Annotated in this window: 18 protein-coding genes; 13 read left to right on the forward strand and 5 right to left on the reverse strand. The window is 38.7% G+C overall.

The features are described from left to right. The first annotated feature begins 51 nt into the window (after window positions 1-51). The 9 genes from SULBA_RS02170 (at window position 52) to SULBA_RS02210 (ending at window position 10,800) form a co-directional block, all read left to right on the forward strand. On the forward strand, window positions 52-447 hold the full coding sequence (locus tag SULBA_RS02170) for a YchJ family protein (RefSeq protein ID WP_014768633.1): 396 nt from the start codon (window positions 52-54) through the stop codon (window positions 445-447). Then, window positions 447-1,103, forward strand: coding sequence for a Crp/Fnr family transcriptional regulator (locus tag SULBA_RS02175; protein ID WP_014768634.1), 657 nt, complete (start codon window positions 447-449; stop codon window positions 1,101-1,103). Before SULBA_RS02170 ends, SULBA_RS02175 begins: the two co-directional genes overlap by 1 nt. A gap of 76 nt (window positions 1,104-1,179) precedes the next feature. Continuing rightward, the gene (locus SULBA_RS02180; RefSeq protein WP_014768635.1) at window positions 1,180-1,611 is read left to right on the forward strand and encodes an Hsp20/alpha crystallin family protein; all 432 of its coding nucleotides are present in this window, start codon (window positions 1,180-1,182) and stop codon (window positions 1,609-1,611) included. 122 nt (window positions 1,612-1,733) lie between these two features. Next, window positions 1,734-2,552 (forward strand): prolipoprotein diacylglyceryl transferase, encoded by an 819-nt coding sequence (lgt, locus tag SULBA_RS02185; RefSeq protein ID WP_014768636.1) that lies wholly within the window; start codon window positions 1,734-1,736, stop codon window positions 2,550-2,552. A 156-nt stretch (window positions 2,553-2,708) separates the two neighbouring features. After that, window positions 2,709-3,527, forward strand: coding sequence for a fumarate reductase cytochrome b subunit (locus SULBA_RS02190; protein ID WP_425353009.1), 819 nt, complete (start codon window positions 2,709-2,711; stop codon window positions 3,525-3,527). Between the two features lie 3 nt (window positions 3,528-3,530). After that, window positions 3,531-5,516 carry a fumarate reductase flavoprotein subunit gene (locus SULBA_RS02195; RefSeq protein ID WP_014768638.1) on the forward strand — a complete coding sequence of 662 codons (1,986 nt, stop codon included), beginning with the start codon at window positions 3,531-3,533 and terminating at the stop codon, window positions 5,514-5,516. Next, the gene (locus SULBA_RS02200; RefSeq protein WP_014768639.1) at window positions 5,513-6,235 is read left to right on the forward strand and encodes a fumarate reductase iron-sulfur subunit; all 723 of its coding nucleotides are present in this window, start codon (window positions 5,513-5,515) and stop codon (window positions 6,233-6,235) included. The genes SULBA_RS02195 and SULBA_RS02200 overlap by 4 nt, the downstream gene beginning before the upstream one ends. Before the next feature lie 171 nt (window positions 6,236-6,406). Continuing rightward, complete coding sequence (locus tag SULBA_RS02205; RefSeq protein WP_014768640.1) at window positions 6,407-8,779, forward strand: dynamin family protein; 2,373 nt, start codon at window positions 6,407-6,409, stop codon at window positions 8,777-8,779. Beyond that, entirely contained in the window at window positions 8,776-10,800 is a 2,025-nt protein-coding gene (locus tag SULBA_RS02210; RefSeq protein ID WP_014768641.1) for a dynamin family protein, read from the forward strand. Before SULBA_RS02205 ends, SULBA_RS02210 begins: the two co-directional genes overlap by 4 nt. A 58-nt stretch (window positions 10,801-10,858) precedes the next feature. Here the strand turns inward: SULBA_RS02210 and SULBA_RS02215 are convergent, their stop codons facing one another. The 3 genes from SULBA_RS02215 to panB are packed head-to-tail and all read right to left on the reverse strand — an operon-like array spanning window position 10,859 to window position 13,711. Then, complete coding sequence (locus SULBA_RS02215; RefSeq protein WP_014768642.1) at window positions 10,859-11,899, reverse strand: AI-2E family transporter; 1,041 nt, start codon at window positions 11,897-11,899, stop codon at window positions 10,859-10,861. Further along, window positions 11,896-12,918: a Holliday junction branch migration DNA helicase RuvB gene (gene ruvB / locus SULBA_RS02220; protein ID WP_041671760.1), complete on the reverse strand. Its 1,023-nt coding sequence runs from the start codon at window positions 12,916-12,918 to the stop codon at window positions 11,896-11,898. Before ruvB ends, SULBA_RS02215 begins: the two co-directional genes overlap by 4 nt. A 4-nt stretch (window positions 12,919-12,922) precedes the next feature. Next, window positions 12,923-13,711, reverse strand: a complete 789-nt coding sequence (panB, locus tag SULBA_RS02225; protein WP_014768644.1) for a 3-methyl-2-oxobutanoate hydroxymethyltransferase — start codon at window positions 13,709-13,711, stop codon at window positions 12,923-12,925. A gap of 80 nt (window positions 13,712-13,791) precedes the next feature. On the opposite strand from panB, the gene SULBA_RS02230 reads away from it, so the two are divergent. Together SULBA_RS02230 and trpA are read left to right on the forward strand one after the other, a co-directional pair. Further along, the gene (locus SULBA_RS02230) at window positions 13,792-14,202 is read left to right on the forward strand and encodes an Hpt domain-containing protein (protein ID WP_014768645.1); all 411 of its coding nucleotides are present in this window, start codon (window positions 13,792-13,794) and stop codon (window positions 14,200-14,202) included. Next, a complete protein-coding gene (gene trpA / locus SULBA_RS02235) occupies window positions 14,199-14,939 on the forward strand; it encodes a tryptophan synthase subunit alpha (protein ID WP_014768646.1) in 741 nt (246 codons plus the stop codon). The genes SULBA_RS02230 and trpA overlap by 4 nt, the downstream gene beginning before the upstream one ends. 30 nt (window positions 14,940-14,969) lie before the next feature. Here trpA and SULBA_RS02240 read toward each other — a convergent pair whose 3' ends face one another. Together SULBA_RS02240 and SULBA_RS02245 are read right to left on the reverse strand one after the other, a co-directional pair. After that, window positions 14,970-15,584 carry a Tgt2/MlaC family protein gene (locus SULBA_RS02240; RefSeq protein WP_014768647.1) on the reverse strand — a complete coding sequence of 205 codons (615 nt, stop codon included), beginning with the start codon at window positions 15,582-15,584 and terminating at the stop codon, window positions 14,970-14,972. Continuing rightward, window positions 15,577-16,314 (reverse strand): MlaA family lipoprotein, encoded by a 738-nt coding sequence (locus SULBA_RS02245; protein ID WP_014768648.1) that lies wholly within the window; start codon window positions 16,312-16,314, stop codon window positions 15,577-15,579. The genes SULBA_RS02240 and SULBA_RS02245 overlap by 8 nt, the downstream gene beginning before the upstream one ends. 220 nt (window positions 16,315-16,534) lie before the next feature. On the opposite strand from SULBA_RS02245, the gene rpsB reads away from it, so the two are divergent. Next, entirely contained in the window at window positions 16,535-17,326 is a 792-nt protein-coding gene (rpsB, locus tag SULBA_RS02250; RefSeq protein WP_014768649.1) for a 30S ribosomal protein S2, read from the forward strand. After that, window positions 17,326-18,393, forward strand: coding sequence for a translation elongation factor Ts (tsf, locus tag SULBA_RS02255; protein WP_014768650.1), 1,068 nt, complete (start codon window positions 17,326-17,328; stop codon window positions 18,391-18,393). Before rpsB ends, tsf begins: the two co-directional genes overlap by 1 nt. Window positions 18,394-18,446: the final 53 nt, after the last annotated feature.

Here is an 18,446-nt window from a genome sequence, read left to right on the forward strand (position 1 = left end):
AAAACCAAAAAATTTGTATAATTCATGCTAATTTACATGTAAAGAGTTTGAATGCTAAAAAATCTTTGCCCTTGTGGCTCTCAAAAATCGTATGAAACTTGTTGCGAGCCTTACCATCGAAATAAAAATGCACCAACCTGCGAAGCGCTGATGCGTTCTCGTTACAGTGCGTTTGTTTTCTCTTTGGTGGATTATTTGTACGAAACGACCCATCCAAGCACGAGAAGTAAACAGCTCAAAGAAGAAATTGCTTTTACATGTAAAGGCTTAGCGTGGACAGGTTTGAGCGTGCTAGAGACGTGGCAGGGTGGGATGAGCGATAAAGTGGGCAAAGTCTCTTTTCGTGCGTCCTTTGTGCAAGAAGGACGGGAGGGGGTGCATGTTGAGCATTCTCGTTTTAAACGCTTTGGCAAGGCGTGGATGTATGTGGATGGGGAGGTTGCTTGATGTATGCTTTAGAGGTGATTCAGCAAGAGTTGCATGAAGACATTGCCCGTTTTGGTCGGGTGAGTTTTGTGAAAAAAGGCGAAGTGTTGATGCGCCCTGAGGAGTGTTTGGAGCATTTTTTTGTCCTTTTGGAGGGACGTGTGAAAATCTCTCAGATTAATTTTGAAAATGGCAAAGAGCAGATTCTCTATCTCTTATCCAAAGGCGATATGTACGATGTGGTAAGCCTTTTAGATGGAAAAATGCATGAAAATATGGCAATGGCGTTAGATGATGTGAAACTGCTGGTATTTCCCATTGAGCTGTTTCGGGAGTGGATAGAGACGAAGCCCTCGTTTAACAAACTCTTTTTTCCCTATGTGGCAAAACAGCTACGAGAGATGGAGAATTTGGCGAGTGATTTATCTTTGTACGATACCACGACTCGGTTGGTTAAATTGATTGCGAAAAACATTGAAAAAGAGGGTGACAAACAAACCCTAAAACTCATCAACAACCTCTCGCACGATGAACTCGCCAACCTCATAGGCACGGTGCGAAAAGTGCTCAATCGCAACCTCCAATCGCTCAAAAAAGAGGGACTCATTGATATAAAGCGTAAAGAGATTTATATCAAAGATTCGCAAAATCTGCTGGAACATCTGCCTTTAGAGTAACTCTGCTACTTAAGTGGCAGATAATTTTTTTTACATGTAATAGACTTCTTTCATCAAAAAAACAAAGGAGTCCATTATGTTAGTCACACGTTACAATCCCTTTAAAGAGTTGCGAGAACTTGAAAATAGGCTCTTTAATTATTACCCAAGTGCGCCAAGCGAGGAGGGTGACATCTCTGCGTTTAAACCCAGTGTCAGTACACGTGAGGGTGAGTTTGCCTACCACATTGAAGTGGACATTCCAGGGGTGAAAAAAGAGGATATTCACATTGACCTCAAAGAAAATCAACTTATTATCTCAGGGGAGCGAAGTTTCAAAGAGGAGCGCAAAGAAAACGACTATTACAAAATTGAAAGTAGCTACGGAAAATTCCAACGCTCGTTTGCCTTACCTGAAAATGTGGATGTTGAAAATATTGAAGCCAGCAGTGAAAATGGCGTGCTTGAAGTCGTCCTTCCCAAACTCAAAGTTGAAAAAGCCGAAGTCAAAAAAATTCAGGTGAAATAAGCTTACATGTAAGGAGTTTTTCTCCTTACATCTTCATTCTACTCTAATCCTAAATGTGATACTATCTCCTTCTTTATAGCCATGTTGTTCTTGTGCATTGGCGATTACATGTAAGGATTGAAATGCTTTTTTGGAATCACATCTACTCCCAATTTGACCCTGTTGCTTTTAAAATAGCTGCCTTTGCGGTGCATTGGTATGGCATCATGTATATGTTAGCTCTTTTGGGTGCGCTTTATACTGCCAAATGGTACGTAAAACGTGAAAATGTAGGCTTTAGCAATCAAATTTTAGAGAGTTATTTTATTTGGATAGAAATTGGCATCGTTTTGGGTGCACGCATTGGGTATATTCTTTTTTATGACCCGCATGTGGATTATTACCTTTCAAACCCGTGGCAGATGTTTAACCCGTTTATGGATGGCACGTTTGTGGGCATTCGTGGGATGAGCTATCATGGTGCGATTGTTGGCTTTTTTCTAGGAACATGGCTCTTTAATCTTAAATATAAAATCAATGTTTGGAAACTGCTGGATGTGGTTGCTATTAGCGTGCCAGTGGGATATATCTTTGGGCGCATTGGCAATTTTCTCAATCAAGAACTGATTGGCAGACCCACGGAGGTTGTTTGGGGAATTTATGTGGAGGGTGTCCTTCGTCATCCCTCTCAATTATACGAAGCGGTATTAGAAGGTTTGGTTGTGTTTATAGTGCTTTATCTCTATAGAAATTATAAAAAATATGATGGTGAACTCATTGCGCTTTATGGTTTTTTATACTCTGTGGGACGTTTTATTGCAGAGTTTTACAGAGAGCCTGATTTTCAAATTGGTTTTGTGTATGGAGAATGGATGACAAAAGGGCAAGCGCTCTCTCTTCTCATGGCATTTGCAGGACTTCTGCTTTATTTTTTCATCCTCAAACAAGGCAAAAAGGGATAAAAAAATCCCTTTTAAATCCCCTTTCGTATATTATAATTTCGTTTGTTAAGCATTAAATAAGTGTTCAGCATAACGAAAAAACGTCTGTTTACGTCTTGAATGAACCTAAATAGTGTGAATACTATAGCTACCCATAAGCGTAACACGCATGCATTTATGGGTGTTTACCAAACTTCACAAAAAGGATTAAATGTGAATGACCTACTTGAAGGTTTCTTAGGTACGAGTGTTGAGGGGAAAAAGAGTAGAGTTCCAGCCAAACTTGATTATATTCAAAGTGCGACGGGTCTCTTCTTAGGTTTGTTTATGTGGGGACATATGTTCTTTGTTTCAACGATTTTGATCAGCAAAGATTTTATGAACACCATAACAAAAATGTTTGAAGGTAGTATGTTCTTTGCTGAACCACAACCTTGGATTGTTTCTGGGATTGTTTTATTTGTATTTGCGGTCTTTATTGTACATGCAATGCTTGGTATGAGAAAATTACCAAATACATACAGACAGTATCAAGCCTACAAAACACACATGGGCATGATGAAACACGATGATACAACGATGTGGTTTACACAAGCGTTTACAGGTTTTGCAATGTTCTTCTTAGGTTCTGCTCACCTTTTAATGATGGCAGTTAAAGCAGATGAAATTGGACCATACGGTTCATCTGAGAGAATGTACGCTGATGTTATGTGGCCATTTTACCTTCTTCTTCTTTTAGCGGTTGAATTTCACGGTGGTATTGGTTTGTACCGTCTCTGTGTTAAGTGGGGCTGGTTTGAAGGTGAGAACGTTAAAGAATCTCGTAAAAAACTTAAAAAAGTTAAATGGGCTGTAACAACATTTTTCTTAGCACTAGGACTTTTAACACTTGCGGCATACGTCAAAATTGGTTATGAATACAGCAATGGTCATGTTGACAAATTTAAACCAACAGCGCAAGTCGAAGTAAGAATTGATCAGAAGGTTAGGGCGTAAATTATGAACGTAAAATATTGTGATGCACTGGTAATCGGTGGTGGTTTAGCAGGTCTTAGAGCGGCGATTGCAACGCAATCTCGTGGTCTTAGCACAACAGTTTTAAGTCTTTGTCCAGTCAAGAGATCACACTCTGCTGCGGCACAAGGTGGTATGCAAGCAAGTATTGGTAACTCAAAAATGAGTCGAGGGGACAACGAAGACGTTCACTTTGCCGATACCGTAAAAGGTAGCGACTGGGGCTGTGATCAAGATGTTGCACGTATGTTCGTAACCGTTGCACCAAAAGCTATTCGTGAACTTGCTGGTTGGGGCGTGCCTTGGACAAGAATTTCTAAAGGTCCTCGTGAAGCAATTATGAATGCTGAGAGAACAACCATTATTGAAGATGAAGAAGTTCACGGTATGATTCACTCACGTGACTTTGGTGGTACCAAAAAATGGAGAACCTGTTATACAGCGGATGCTACAGGCCACACCATGTTGTTTGCTGTTGCAAATGAATCACTAAAACACGGCGTAAACATTGAAGATAGAAAAGAAGCGATTGCTTTAATTCACGAAAACAACCGTTGTTATGGTGCTATCGTAAGAGACCTTGTGACAGGTGAGCTTTGGGCGTATGTTGCTAAAGGTACCTTGATTGCAACGGGAGGTTACGGAAGACTTTACAAACAAACCACCAATGCGGTTATTTGTGATGGTATCGGTGCTGCAATTGCACTAGAAACTGGTGTTGCCAAACTCGGTAACATGGAAGCGGTACAGTTCCATCCAACCCCAATCGTTCCATCAGGTATTTTATTAACTGAGGGTTGTCGTGGAGATGGTGGTATCTTAAGAGACGTTGATGGTCATAGATTTATGCCAGATTATGAGCCAGAGAAAAAAGAACTCGCTAGCCGTGACGTTGTAAGCCGTCGTATGATGGAACACATCCGTAAAGGTAAAGGCGTTAAATCTGCATACGGTGAACACTTATGGTTAGATATTTCTATCCTTGGTCGTGCGCACATTGAGAGAAACCTAAGAGATGTCCAAGAAATTTGTCAAATCTTTAATGGTATTGATCCAGCGGATGAGGGTCCAAAAGGTTGGGCACCGGTTCTTCCTATGCAACACTACTCAATGGGTGGTATCAGAACCAAAGCAACAGGAGAGTCTCCAACACTTTCTGGACTTTTTTCTGCAGGTGAAGCAGCATGTTGGGATATGCACGGATTTAACCGCCTTGGTGGTAACTCAGTGAGTGAGACTGTCGTTGCGGGTATGATTGTGGGTGATTATTTTGCTGAATATTGTGCGGCTAATGAAGTGGATGTTAATACAGCAACCATTGAAAAAGCGCTCAAAAAACAAAGCGATTTTATTGACCACTTGTTAGGCAACAAAGGTAAATACAATATTTTTGAAATTAAAAACAGAATGCGCGACATTATGTGGGAAAAATGTGCAATTTTCCGTGATGGCAAAGGTTTGGCTGAAGCGGTTAATGAACTTGAAGAGCTTCTTAAAAAATCTCACGATGTTACCATTAAGTCAAAAACACGTTCAGCTAACCCAGAGTTAGAAGAAGCGTACCGTGTTCCTATGATGCTTAAATTAGCGTTATGTGTGGCTATGGGTGCACGTGAGCGAACAGAAAGTCGTGGTGCTCACTATCGAGAAGATTTCTTGAAACGTGATGACATCAATTGGTTAAAACGTACATTAACTTCATGGAAAGATGGCGAAACCCTTCCTGTGGTTGAGTATGAAGATCTTGATATTATGAAAATGGAAATTCCACCAGCATTCCGTGGTTATGGTGCTAAAGGTATGATTATTGAGAATGAAATAAGCATCAAACGCCAAGAAGAAGTGGATAAAATTCGTGAAGAGATGGAAGCTGCTGGCAAAGACAGACATGAAATTCAACATGCCTTAATGCCATTTGAGCTTCAACCCTATTATAAAGCTAAAAATGAGAGATTTGGAGATGCAAAATGAGTAGAACTATTACCATCAGGGCTATGAAATATAACCCACAATCAAAGCTTTCAAAAGCGCATTTTGCAGAGTATAAAGTCGAAGAAACCGATGGTATGACTCTTTTTATTGCGCTTACGAAAATTCGTGAGACTATGGACGCTGACCTTTCATTTGACTTCGTATGTCGTGCAGGTATCTGCGGTAGTTGTGGTATGATGGTGAATGGTACACCAAAATTGGCGTGCCGTACCCTAACAAAAGATTTTAAAGACGGTGTCATTCAATTGATGCCTATGCCAGCATTTAAACTCATTAAAGACTTATCTGTTGATACAGGTAACTGGATGAACGATATGAGTAAACGTGTTGAGAGTTGGATTCATACCAATCACAAACCAGACATTTCTAAACTTGAAGCGCCTATGGATCCAAAATTAGCGGATGAAACCTTTGAGCTTGATCGTTGTATTGAGTGCGGTATTTGTGTCGCAGCGTGTGGTACAAAATTGATGCGTCCAAACTTTATTGGTGCTGTTGGTTTGAACCGTGTGGCTCGTTTTGCAATGGATCCACATGATGAAAGAACCGATGAAGACTTCTATGAGCTTGTTGGTGATGATGATGGTGTTTTTGGTTGTATGAGTCTTGTGGCATGTGAAGATAACTGCCCAAAACACTTACCACTTCAAACAAAAATTGCTTACATGAGAAGAAAACTCGTTGCACTTCGCAAATAAGTTTTTGCGCTAAATTAAAAGGGATAAGACACCTGTCTTATCCCTTATTTTAATCTTTTAGTCTTACTTTTTTTGTTTCTATTATAAGAAATACTGATAAAATAAATGGACTTTTTTCATACTTTTTTGTATCACAATAAAGTCAAAACAAAACTTTAAAGATAGTATCCCATGCATATCATTAATGATTTTTTCTTGCTCGTTTGGAGTGAGAGGTTAGATAAAAATGTTGTTTTTGACGAGAAAAATAGAGCCAAACTCGATCAAACTCTTTCAACTGCTTTTGATAATTTTTGCGATAGTGCAGCGATTTTATGTATCATTAGCCCACACAATTTTGCCAATATGGCAAGCCTTGAAGAACCAAAATCTCTTTTAAAAACGCTTTTTGAAACCTCTTCTTTTACCAAAGAGATAGTTCAACATGCACAAATCCAACTCCTTTTGTATTTAATTAATTTAGGCAATCTTCGTGTCAATCAAGCAATTATCAAACGATTAGAATACCTCAAAAAAGAAGGGATTATCTCATATGACGTAGAGCGCTCCATTAGCGGTGTTCTTTCTCTTATTGAAGAGAAAAAAATTGAAATAGCATCGTTACATGTAAAGCGTTCAAGCACACAAGAAAACTACTATAAAACGGCTTTGCATTCTCTCTCAACAGCCATTGAAAATATAGCCCAAGCGCTTGAAATACCACGCTTAAAAGAGCGTTTAAATCTCATTCCTGAACGCTTAGCCAATCAGCGTTTTTCCATTGGTATTACAGGCGTGATGAATGCTGGCAAATCAACCATGCTCAATGCTCTCTTAGGTGAGGAGCTTTTAGGCACATCGGTGGTGCCAGAAACGGCCAACTTAACAGTGATAAAATATGCCAAAGAGCCTTATGCTGTCGTTAATTTTTGGAATGCCAAAGAGTGGGGAAACATTGAAAAAGGCTCCCAAACACTCAAAAGTCTTGAAGCCTTTGTTAAAGAGAGCAAAGCGCATTTTGGAGAAAAATTTAATACATTAGTGAGTGAAAAAGGGGTAAGTGAGCGCATCAGTGTGAACGATTTAGCCCTTTACACCTCTGCAAAACACTCCGATAAAAAGTGCAATTTGGTCAAAAGTGTTGAACTCTATACCGACCTGAAATTTGTGCAAGAGGGGGTTCAAATTGTAGATACCCCAGGTTTAGATGACCCCGTGATTCAGCGTGAAGAGATTACGCTAGAGTATTTAAGTGAATGTGATTTGATGATTCATTTAATGAACGCCGCACAAGCCGCAACGCAAAAAGATGTTGATTTTATTATTGATGCGCTTTTGTACCGCAATGTTGCACGATTGTTAGTCGTGATTACCCGTATTGATGCCATTAAAGAAAAAGAGTTACAAGAAGTCATTGCCTATACCAAACGTAGCATTGAAGCACGCTTGAGGGAGCAAAACAAGGGTGCAAAACTCGATGAAATTATTGCTAAAATCGTTTTTATTCCTATTGCTGGAAAATTGGCACTGATGCACAAATTAGGGCGTGAGCAAGAGGCTTTAGCTTTAGGCTATGATATGCAAAAAACAGGCTTACCGTTGGTGGAGGCTTACCTTGAAGAGGTACTCTTTGGTAGTAACAGTCAAAAAGCAAATCTGATTATTGCCTCCAATCAAAAAGAGATAGAATCCATTATTGAAGAATCCCTGCGAAGTTTTGAGCAGGAGTTTCAGCTCTTGAATCTCTCAAACGAAGAGATTGAGCAAGCATACGCCAAACATCAAGACGATAAAAAAGCAATGATGCACTTTTTAGAGCAGATTAAAAGCAGTGTTGCTCAAAGTAAAGAGGAGATGCGTAACTACTTTACCACCTTACAAACCTTTGCATCCAACCGTTTAAGTACACTGCAAAACGTCCTGAAACGTCGTATTAGCGATGATGTAAGTTATGAAATGAGTAAGCATAAAAAATTGCCCAAAGAGGAGCGTGTGGCTTCCATTATTGAAACAGCGATGAAAGATGGCATGGTCGATTTGGTACGGGATTATCGCTATGAGTTTCAAAAAAAGATGCAAAGTGCTTTGGAGTATATGGATGCAAAATACGGTGAATTTAAGAGCGATGCAGGTGAACGCACCTTTGATGCTAAAGCCTTTTGCGAAGAGCATTTGAGCTCTGTTTTGCTCTTTAAAAACAGCTCAGTTGTGATTGCAGGAGTCAATGATGCCATTAAAAAACAGGGCAAAAACGACCTGAGTGCGCTTAATATGAGCCTAGATGCACTGTTTAACGAAGAGTTTTCTGGAATGAAAGCGATGATACACGAGAAATTACGCACGATTAATGAAACGCTTTTAGAGTCGTTTTCAATACTGATTCAAGCCCCAGCTTCTGCCATTGAAGAGCGTTTTTTAGGCGAGGAGGCATTGCTTGAAAATGCCATGCGTCAAATGAAAGATGCAACGCAAAACCGTGAAGCACGCATGCTTGAGATTAAAGAGAAAGAGCGTGTTTTAGGCATTGTTTTAGATGACTTACATGTATTAAAGGAGTCCAAATGAGTCTTTTAGAAAATTTTGTTAACTCCTATAAAGCGAACTTTTTAAAAGCTGTTCCTACCTTTGATGCAACACTTTTGGGTGCGCTCAAAAAGGTACAGTATGTTCTTTTAGAAGAAAAACAGTATCCCTCTATTCAGCTCAAAAAAGCGTTAGATCGCCTTCAAATGCGCTCTGAAGAGCCAATGAAAGTAGCCATTACGGGGCAATTTTCCAGTGGAAAATCGACCTTTTTAAATGCTTTACTCGCCAAGAGTATTTTGCCTACAGGCATTACACCCGTGACTTCTAAAGTGAATTATATTCGCTATGGAGAAGCGTTTAAAATTCGTGTACGCTACAAAGATGGCAGAGATGAATACCACGATATTAGCAATATTTCCCACTTTACCGACCAAAGAGGTTCGGTGGAAGATATTGCGTATTTGGTCTTATATGCCCCTCTTAATATTTTAAAAGATGTTGTCTTTGTGGATACCCCAGGTCTTAACTCTCAAGCAGCCAGCGATACGCAAACGACTGAGAAGGTGCTTAAAGAGGTTGATGGAATTATTTGGTTAACGTTGATTGACAATGCGGGAAAAATGAGCGAGCTTCAGGTTTTAGAGGAGTATTTAGGCAAGTACCAAAACAAATCACTGTGTGTTTTAAACCAAAAAGATAAATTTACGCCAGAACAAGTGGAAGAGACAACCAACTATGTTAAAAGCGCTTTTCAAAAATTCTTTAGCGATGTCATTCCTATCTCGGCACGTCAAGCGTTAGAGTCACGTAGCCATGATAAAAAAGTGATGATGCAAGAGTGCTTAGATACGTTTATAAGCGATTTACATGTAAAGCTCAAAGAGGGCTCTGAAAGGCTTGACTTTAAAGCCATTGAGAATGATTTTAAAGCGTATCAACAGACCGTAGAGACTATTGTACAAAGTGATTTAAGTGCCAATATGAAGCTTCTTGAAGATTCAAATATTGATAAAGTTTTAGAGTTTATTCGAAGTGAAATTCAACCCAAATCAACCCAGTCCAAAGAGTTTGCCATCACTAAGGAAATTCAAGAGATTACCGCTAAACTCATCGCCCAACATGAACTTTTTTTAAGCATTTACGATGAGCTTTTAGAAGAGATTGTTCGTTTCGAAGCAGAAGCAAAGGGATTGTTTACGGAGCTTAAGAGTAAATTTTCCCATGATTTAAAGAGTGCGTTTATGCGTATTGAGCAGATTATTGATACCATTGCCGATGCTATTTTTAACCAAATTACTACCGAGAAATTGGTACGGTATGAGGTACAAAAAGGAGGCTTGCTCAAAAAGAGTGTAAATTACCTTCCTTTTGAATACCAAGCACCAAAAATTAACTCGGATTTAATTTACAAAAGCCTTTTTTATGAAGAGAATTTAATTGGCAAAATGTTTAAGCAATATGTGCGCACTTTAGGAGATATTCAAAACGAAGTGAATGAAAAAAATGCGCAAGTGTATCGCTCATTTGAAGCGGGTGTTGTGGCGTGGCAGGCACCTTATGAAGTCATTCGAAAAAGTGAAGAGATTCACTCGGACATTGAGTTTGCCAATATGCGTCGTTTTGCCTCTAAAGCGTATGAGACGATTTTAAAAGCCTTTAGCGATGAGATAGCCAATTCCTATGCCAAAATTAGCTCTGAGTTTAACCACCTCTCCAGTGCGGTGAGTTTTAACTATCAAAATGCAACCGAAGTGTGTGTAGCATTTTTGGAAAATAAAATTGAAAAATCACGTAAATTGTATGAAGAAAATCCCACCAAATTTTCTTTGTATCAGCCTAAATTAGACGAAATTAAAGAGCGCCTTAGAACAGCGTTTCATCTTTATGAGCTAGAAAATATGATGAACACCAAACACACCTTTTTAAGCAAAGATTATGAGCGTTTGGTGAGTCAATTCACCCGTTTAAAAGAGGAAAAAGTGGCATTTTTAGAAGAGAAAAAAGCGCATCATCAAGAGATTATTTCATCCATAATGGCTTTACAAAAAGAGGTTTTATAAGCTCTTTTTCTCTTTTACATGTAAAGATACAAAGGTTTGCTGTTGCGTGCAAACCTCTTTACATGTAACTCTTTTCCTTGAGTAATTTATAGAGTTTGAGCAGGGAAATAAACAAGGTCGTAATAGCAGGACCTAAGATCATTCCCCAAAAACCAAATGTGGAAAGACCCGCAAAAATAGCAAAGAAAATCAAGAGCTCATTAACCATGGTGGGTGTTTTAACCATTTTATCATTGATGTATTTAATAATCAGAGGCTTGATAAAGGTATCAGCAATAATGGAAATCACGATAATCGAATAGAGTGCAATAATAATGGCGGAGCCTGTATTGCCGTGTGCGATTTCAAGGGCACACAAAGGAATCCACATGAGTGCTCCACCAATGATAGGAATCAAAGAGGCAAAGCCGTAAAAGATACCCAATAACAATCCATCGTACCCAAAATACATACCGATGAATGAGAAAAGCATCCCCTGAAAAATAGCGCTAAATAAAATAGAATACAACACCACGCTCATCACACTGGTCACTTCTGCAAACACCATGTTCACTTCTTGTGCGCCAAGGGGCATGACACTTTTGATGTAATCAATTAAATCTTTGCCATTTAAAAGTGCAAAAAAGAAAAAGACCACAATCAAGAGCATATCTTTTAAAAATCCCGCACTGTTTTTGCCTAGAGAGCCTAAATAGGAGAGTGCCGTGCTTGACATTTGTGCGATATTGAGGCTACTAATAAACTCATCCAAAGAAGATTGCATAAAAGCAAGGGGAGTAGGTAGTTGATAATCGAGGGTTCTCAGGTAGTGTTGTAGCTTTTCAATCATCGCAAAATCAAAATTATTGACAATAGACCCAATGGAGGTCAGTGAATAAATTAAGGGTCCAAAAAGGAGTAATGAGAGCAGTGAAGTAGAAAGAATAGCCGCAACATGTCTGTTTTTGGTGAATTTATAAAGTTTAAAATTAATGGTATACGTTGCCATTGCAAGCAAGGAAGCAATAGCGATAATCATCAAAAAAGGCTGATACAATTTTAGCAAGGAGACCAAAACCACTAAAAATATAGCGGTTAAAAAGAAGCGATGTTCATTCATATATTATCCTCAAAAAGAGTGCTTTGGAGTGTGGGTGGTGTAAGACGAAACAACTCATACGTTTTAGGACTCGCAATTCGTCCACGTGCGGTTCGCTCAATATAGTTATTCGCAAGCAAATAAGGCTCTATCACATCCTCAATCGTTCCCTCATCTTCACTCAGTGCTGCTGCAATGGTGCTAAGACCTAAAGGACGTCCTTTGCTTTGAAGCAGTAATTCTAAATATTTTAAATCCAGCTCATCAAATCCCAAATCATTTACACCTAGTTCATTGAGCCCATATTGCGCACGCTCTTTATTAATCTGTTCTTCATCCACAACATCTGCATAATCACGAATACGTTTTAACAAACGAAGCGCAATACGAGGGGTGCCACGTGAGCGTCTTGCCATCTCAACGGCAGCGTCTTGAAGACAAATTTTCTCGAGTTTATGCGATGCTTTGGTAATAATTAAAGAGAGTTCCTCTTTGGTATAAAATTGCAAGCGAAAATGCATCCCAAAGCGATCCCGAAGCGGAGAGCTAATCATCCCCGCACGTGTGGTTGCCCCAATGAGCGTAAAGTGAGGTAAATCAATTTTAATCGTTTGCGCCGCAGGTCCTGAGCCAATAATAATATCCAAACGGTAATCTTCCATGGCAGGATAAAGTATCTCTTCAATCGCAGGAGATAGCCTGTGAATCTCATCGATAAAGAGAATATCGCCTTCTTGAAGATTGGTTAATATCGCTGCTAAATCACCACTTTTTTCAATCATAGGGGCTGCGGTAATTTTAATATTGGAGCGCATTTCGTTGGAGATAATATGTGCTAAGGTGGTCTTACCAAGACCTGGAGGACCAAAAAAGAGAATGTGGTCTAAACATTCTGAACGTTTTTGCGCTGCTTGAATAAAGACTTGTAAGTTTTTTTTAATTTTTTCTTGACCAATATAGTCCTCAAAAGAGGTAGGGCGAAGGCTCTTTTCATAATCACTCTCAAAAGAGACTTTTTCAATTTCTACAATGCGTTCCATTTTCTCACTTTTGGTAGGTGTATTCGGTGTCGGGGAATTGACGTGTTTGCACCTCTTTGACATACGCATCCACAGCATCTTGCACAAGGGTCGCCCCGTCTAAATAGCGTTTGACAAATTTGGGTTTAAAGGCTTGAAAAAAGCCTAGCATATCACTCCAAACGAGCACTTGTCCATCGGTATATTTTCCTGCACCAATGCCTATGGTAGGAATGGAAATCGCTTCGGAGATGCGTTTGGCAGCCTCTTCAACAACGCCTTCAATGACAACACTAAATGCACCCGCTTTTTCCACCGCTTTAGCATCTTCAATGAGCGCTAAAATATCTTCCTCACTGCGTCCTCTAACTTTATACCCACCTTCACTACGTACATATTGTGGCATGAGACCAATATGTGCCATGACAGCAATAGAGTTTTGTGTCAGAGTTTGAATGATGTGCGCACGACCAACACCCCCTTCAATTTTTACTGCATGGGCATTGGTTTGGCTGTAGACCAAAGAAGCATTGAAAAGAGCACTTTTTTCATCGGTGTAGGTTCCAAAAGGCATGTCGCACACAATGAAAGTCTCTTTGGCTCCTGCACATACAGCTTTAGTATGGTAGAGCATCACTTCCATACTCGCAGAAAGCGTATCGGGTTTGGCGTTAAAACTCATATTGAGACTATCGCCAACAAGGATAATATCCACCTTTTGATCGAATAATGAAGCAAAAAGAGCATCATAGGCTGTAATGACACTAAGGGGTGTTTTTCCCTTGTGTTGTTTAATGGACGTAATTGTTTTCATAAGGAGGATTATACCCAATTTTTAGACAAGAAAATTTTAGATTAAAGATGGTACAATGAGCCACTTCGGAGGTATGCAAGATGGGTATTCTGAAACAATTAGAAGTTGATTATGACATCGAAATTGTCGGGGATTTTCTTTCTCACTATGCGATTATGTGTGAGAACATGGAGCCTTTGATTATTGGCTTGAGTAAAGAGAACCGATACGGTGAAAACATTGATGATTTATTTCGTATTTTTCACAACATGAAATCTGCTGCAGCGTTTCTTAGGCTTGATCCTATTATTAAACTCGCAGCTTTGTGTGAAGATATTGTGGAAGAAGCACGTATGTTAAGAGGGCCTGCGAGTGAGCCATTTATTGATTGGCTGCTTTTGGTAAGCGATCAATTTGAAAAATACCGTAAAGATGTCGAAGGAAATGCCCCCTTCTTTACTGTCTTAAATCCTCTTATTATTAAAGTACCTCATATGTTGGAGAGAGCGTGAAGCAATTAGTTGCCTATATTACAGCGGGATTTCCCGATAAAAATTTTTCCCTAGATTTGGTTTCTACTCTAAAAGAAGCGGGCGTTGATAAATTAGAATTGGGTATTCCTTTTTCAGATCCTGTCGCAGATGGTCCCATTATTGAACGTGCCAATTTATGCTCTTTGCAAAATGGTTTTAAAATGGAGACTCTTTTTGAAATTTCTGCAACAGTTGCACCGCAAATTGAAACTTATTGGATGGGGTATTTCAATCCTTTTTACCACAAAGGTGTGGATTTTTTTGCACAAAAAGCAACTGATTTAGGTGTAAAAGGGTTTATTATTCCCGATTTGCCACACGAAGAGGCATTACCTTACCGCTCTTTAATGAATAAGCATGTGCTTTCTATGGTAAGTTTTGTTGCTCCAACCGATAGTAAAGAGAGAATTGCTCAGCTTGTGAAAGATGCTAAAGGGTTTATTTACTTGGTTGCATATGCAGGCATTACAGGCTCCCACGCCAGTGAAGATTTAACCCAAACCATTCAAACGATCAAGTCACACAGCCAAACACCTTTATTTGTTGGTTTTGGTGTGAATGAAAAAACAGCTAAAGAGCGTGTTCGTGGAGCGGATGGGGTGATTGTGGGAAGTGCTTTTGTCGAAGTTTTATTGAATGAGCATTTAAGTGCTTCAGAAAAAATTGCGACTATTGGACAAAAAGCAAAAATGATTAAAGAAAAAATTAACGCATAAAAGATAGACAAAAGCAGTAAACGTTTTGCTTTACTGCTTTTGTGGTGCTATTTCGTCAGGTTGTTTAAGTTTATCAAGGAGTTTTTCAAAAGGCTCTTTGTTAAGAATATCCGCAAATTGTGTACGGTAGGTTTGAATAATACTAACTCCTAAAATATCAACATCATAAATCAACCAATCATCGTTTTTATTTTTATAAAATTTATAAATAATCTCGTAAACCTCACTGTTTTTCATTAGGTGCGTTGTCAGGTGAATCCGTGTGTCTTTAATTTTCTCTAAATTTTTAATCACAATTTTTTCATCTGTATAAAGGTCTAGCTTATTCATGTAGGAGACTTTGAGTTTTTGCTCAAACAGTTGGCTAAATTCATTTTGTTTTAATGACTCAAGGCTTGACCATTGTTTGTTTCCCAAAGAGAGTTGTGCCATAAGTGAATAATCAAAAATGGAATCAAAAATAAGAAAAATCTTTTCAGATTTTTCATTTTTTTGAAGTTGTTTATCTCTCAAAATGGTTGTAGCACGATCAATATTGGTCTGCATAAAGGAGCTAATTCTACTCTCTTCAATTGCGTAAAGCGTGTGTGAAAAGCTAAGACAAAACAAGCTTATAGCAATACACTGTTTTAAAAATTTATTCATGGATAAGTTTATTCCTTCGTGATTCATACAAATTACGCAAGAACGGATAGAGTTCAATGGCATCTTTTTTTAACTGATCATACTCTTTTACATGTAAAGAGGTTTTGTTAATGGTATAAAGTGCTGTTGCCCCTAATGCGTGTTCTTGATTTTTAAAGAGATTGGCATGACGTGCCTCGATATAATTCATAGGATTAAGCCACATGTCACCTGAAAGTCCTACTACATCACGAGCATTGGATGGTCCTAGTAATGGAAGGACAATATGAAAACCACTGCCTATACCATAAAATCCCAAAGTTTGCCCAAAATCTTCATCATGTGCTTTGATGTTTAACTCTTCACTGGCAACATCACGAAAACCTAAAATTCCCATTGTGGAGTTAAGTACAAAGCGTTCTGATTCTTCAAGTGCATTTAAAAACTTTAATTGCAACAGATTGTTGACAAAACGAATTGGAAACATAAGGTTGTCGAAGAAATTTGAAATACCACGGCGTGTCATTTGTGGAACCACCATACTATATCCCTCTGCCGTTGGTTTCAGGATGTACTCATAAAAAGAGTCGTTAACACTGGTCATCATTTCATTATAATTGCTCAGTGGGTCAAAAAGTGTTGATGAGTGAGTATCATTAAATTCTTTATCAAAATCTTCGCTTTGAGAAGCAGTCTTTTCAACAGCGAAGAGCAATGAAAAAGTGAATAAGAAAGTTAAAATTAAACGCAAACTATTACCCCGATGTAGATAAATTTGCGCAATTATAAGATTTTTTTTGTTCAAAGTAAATTAAGTCATAGAAGTACCTATTCAATAAAACAAGCAGAATTTAAACTTTTTTTAACTATAATCACCGTCCAAATCTCACACACACCAATCCTTTACGGTTGCAGTTTACGCTGTTGATGGGTGTGGAGGCTAAACCAAAATTTAACAAAGGAGAGACTTCATGGTAACCATGAAAGACCTATTGGAGTGTGGTGTACACTTCGGACACCAAACACGACGCTGGAATCCAAAGATGAAAAAATTCATCTTCGGTGAGAGAAAAAACATCTACATCGTAGATTTACAAAAAACACTACGTTATTTCAGATACACGTACAATGTTGTTAAAGATGCAGCAGCAGAGGGCAAAACAATGCTTTTTGTTGGTACAAAAAAACAAGCAAGCCAAGCGATTAAAGAGTACGCAGAAAAATGCGGTATGCCATACGTTAACCACAGATGGTTAGGCGGAATGCTGACTAACTACCAAACCATCAGACAATCAATCCGTAAACTTGACATTATCGAGAAAATGGAAGAAGATGGACAAATCGACCTTCTGACTAAAAAAGAAGCGTTAATGCTTAGAAGAAAAAAAGAGAAACTTTTGGATTATCTAGGCGGTATCCGTAATATGAAAAATCTTCCAGATATGATTTTTGTGATTGACACCGTAAAAGAAAAAATTGCGGTTCAAGAAGCAAGACGTCTTGGAATTACTGTTGTAGCACCACTTGATACCAACTGTGATCCTGATGTGGTTGATCTTCCAATTCCAGGAAATGATGATGCAATCCGTTCGATTCAACTTTTCTGTAAAGAGATGTGTGAAGCGATGACTGAGGGTTATGAAATCAGATCAAAAGATGCTCCTGCAACTGAAGAAGTAGCTGACATTAGTGAAGATGAGAAAAAAGAGCTTATCAGTGAAGTGGTCAGTGAAGATGACTTTGTAGCAGAGGAAGGCGAATAATGGCTGAAATTACCGCTGCTTTAGTAAAAGAATTACGCGAGTCCACTGGGGCTGGCATGATGGATTGTAAGAAAGCACTTGTCGATACTGAGGGTAACTTTGAAGCGGCAAAAGACCTTTTAAGAGAAAAAGGTCTTGGTAAAGCAGCTAAAAAAGCTGACAGATTGGCAAGCGAAGGTCTTGTTGACGTTTGTGTAAATGCTGATTTTAAAGTGGCAACAGTAAGTGAGATCAATGCTGAAACAGATTTTGTTGCAAAAAATGAAGGCTTTATTAACTTAACAAAAGATACAACAGCACATATCCAAGCGATGGATGTTCAATCAACAGAAGAATTGATGAAAACAACTATTAATGGTACCGTGTTTGAAGAGTATTTTGCAACTAAAGTTGCAACCATTGGTGAAAACTTAGTTGTGAGACGTTTTGCTACATTAAAAGCAGGTGCTAATGGTGTGGTGAATGGATACGTTCACTCAAACGGTCGTGTAGGCGTTTTAATTGCAGCTAATTGTGACAGCGAAAAAACAGCTATGGCTGCGAGTGAATTTATTAGAAATCTTTGTATGCACGCTGCTGCTATGAAACCTAGTTTTTTAAGCTATACCGAACTTGATGCTGATTTCGTTGAAAAAGAGACCATTGGTATTAAAGCGGATATTGAAAAAGAAAATGAAGAGTTAGCACGTCTTAAAAAACCTCTCAAACGTATGCCACTTTTTGTTTCTCGTGTACAATTGAGTGATGAAGTTTTGGCAAATGCAAAAGCTGAGATGGAAGCGGAACTTAAAGCACAAGGCAAACCTGAACAAATCTGGGATAAAATTATTCCTGGTCAGTTAGAGCGTTTTATTGCAGATAATACACAACTGGATCAACAATACACCCTTTTAAGCCAATTCTATGTAATGGATGATAAAAAAACCATTGCACAAGTGGTTGAAGAAAAAGCGAAAGAGCTTGGTGGTAAAATCGAGCTTGTAGGCTATGTTCGTTTTGAACTGGGTGAAGGCTTAGAGAAAAAAGCATGTGACTTCGCATCTGAAGTGGCAGAGCAACTTAAATAAATAAAACTTTGGTGAAGAGAGTTTCTCTTCACCGCTTCTTTTTGAGGGACGTT

Source organism: Sulfurospirillum barnesii SES-3 (assembly GCF_000265295.1).
In the GTDB taxonomy this organism is placed as follows: Bacteria; Campylobacterota; Campylobacteria; order Campylobacterales; family Sulfurospirillaceae; genus Sulfurospirillum; species Sulfurospirillum barnesii.